The 483-nt window shown below is 68.9% G+C and carries 1 protein-coding gene; it reads left to right on the top strand.

Annotated features, from left to right (window positions below; genetic code table 11):
- Positions 1–483: transposase (locus ACH107_RS33495; protein ID WP_412509884.1), on the top strand; the 483-nt coding region annotated here is incomplete at both ends.

Raw genomic sequence — 483 nt, 5'->3', positions numbered from 1 at the left:
CCGGATGAGCGCCGCCGGGTGCTGGGCGTGTCGGTAGCCCTGTCGGAGGCCGAGGTCCACTGGCGGGCGTTCCTCGAAAGCCTCGTCGCCCGCGGACTGCGCGGGGTCGAATTCATCGTCTCCGACGACCACAGCGGCCTGCGCGCCGCCCGGCGTGCCGTTCTGGGTGGCGCAACATGGCAGCGCTGCCAGTTCCACCTCGCCCGAAACGCCATCCAGCACGCGCCGAATGCGGAGATCCGCAAGCGCATCGGCAGACAGCTGAAAGCGGTCTGGACGGCGGACGACCTGGCCAAGGCCGAAACCGCGCTCGCCGAGCTCGTCACCAGCTATCGCGACATCGCGCCCAAGCTGGCCGCGTGGCTCGAGGAAAACGTCCCCGAAGGCCTCGCTGTCTTCACGCTGCCCGAGCACCATCGCAAACGGCTGCGCACGTCAAACCCGATCGAGCGGTCTGTCCAGCAGGAGCTGAAACGGCGCACC

Source organism: Roseovarius halophilus (ex Wu et al. 2025) (assembly GCF_047086965.1).
This window is presented reverse-complemented; position numbering and strand designations above follow the sequence as displayed.